Annotated in this window: 1 protein-coding gene; it reads right to left on the minus strand. The window is 37.9% G+C overall.

Annotation, left to right across the window (positions count from 1 at the left end; translation table 11 throughout):
* Positions 1-62 precede the first annotated feature (62 nt).
* The gene (locus MLD65_RS17940) at positions 63-1,376 is read right to left on the minus strand and encodes an IS1380 family transposase (RefSeq protein ID WP_243293182.1); all 1,314 of its coding nucleotides are present in this window, start codon (positions 1,374-1,376) and stop codon (positions 63-65) included.
* Positions 1,377-1,531: the final 155 nt, after the last annotated feature.

Below are 1,531 nucleotides of genomic sequence, written 5' to 3' on the forward strand. Positions count from 1 at the left end.
GGCATACTTCCCCCTTGACTGAAAAAATCGACTTTTTTCAGTTGGGAACAGCATTCTTTCGGTCATTCTAATTGAAGCTTTTGAATTCGATTTAGTACGTCCCAAAAGAATTGTTGGTACACAAAACTCGATGATAGTTTGAAATAAAGTCCTCTACCTGATTTGACCACTTTACTGGCCACTTTAATTAATCGAGTGCGTATGGTTTCAATCTGCATGGTCTTTTGTCCCACTGGAAAACAAAGGGATCGTAACCAATTGGTCAAATTATAAGCAAGGAGAGTCAACATCATTTTTACTTCGTTTACTTGAAAAGCGTGGCTGTTCATATAATCAAAGTAAAAGCCGTTTTTTGCCTCCTTGATGTAGTTTTCCATCGTCCCTCTTTTTTGGTAAGCTTTGACGATATCTTGAGGAGCAGCTAATTCGAAATTGGTCACGAAAAAGGAATGGGTGAAGAACAGCTCACCTGCAGGACGCACCGATTGAATAATGACTCTTCTTGGTCTTGACCATGATTTTGCTTGATAAATGGTTTCTTCAAAATAGGTCTCCGTTTTTGAAACGTCTAAAGGGGCTGAAGAAGGATGATACTCCTGCGCGAGACTTTGGAGTTGTGAATTGGATTTCAACCGAATGATATACAAAACAGATTCCTTTTCACACAACTCGTATAATGCCGGGACAGCAAAACCACTATCTCCACGAAGAAACAGAGTGGTTTCTGGAAAGACTTCATTGTAATGTTCAATTAAAGGACGAATGAATTCGACCACACCATTCGATGTATACACATTTCCTGGGCGGAGTTGTGCTTTTAAAAAGTCACCGGTCGCTCCATCAAAAGCGACCAAAGGATGAAAACCCATGGTGCCATAATGAGTATTATAAGACGAGGATTCCTGGTTTCCATATGTATCCGAATGTGTGGAGTCCAAGTCGATAAATAATTCTGTCGATTGTCGAAAACGATGAATTTTATCCAGAAGTTCTTGGTTTGCCTGATTTAATAGTTCGATTGAATCTTTGTCAAATCGAGTATAAAAGCGAGATAAGCTAGGCTGGGAAGCGAGTGCGGGAGTTCCGATCATTTCCTTAAACACAGGATCATGGGTCAACTGATCAGCAGCATCGTCTTCCGCATATCCAGCAATGATCTGATAGATTTTTTGACACAATAAGTTTTCGTTTGAGTGTAGATAATATTTTCTTGAATCATTAAGTTTCAGATATCTAGCTAAAGTCTTAGAAAAGCCGATTTTTTCATCGAATTCTCTAAAAAGGAATTCACCTGTATCGGAGGAAAGAGAACCTCCATCATTTGATAATTTAATTTTACGATTGAATTCAAGCGTTTTTTGCGTTAAAGTAACCATATAAAGAATCCTTTCTGTTTGGTTTTTGTGTGGTTACTTAAACTTTAACAGAAATGGATTCTTTTTTCATTTTTTTCGTGCAAAACTAGAAAGCCGGAAAGGCTTGAAAAACAAGGGATTAACCTAAGTTACTGATTTTCTATGAATAATTCAGG

This window comes from Bacillus sp. FJAT-47783 (assembly GCF_022808615.1).
Lineage (GTDB): Bacteria > Bacillota > Bacilli > Bacillales > Aeribacillaceae > Bacillus_BZ.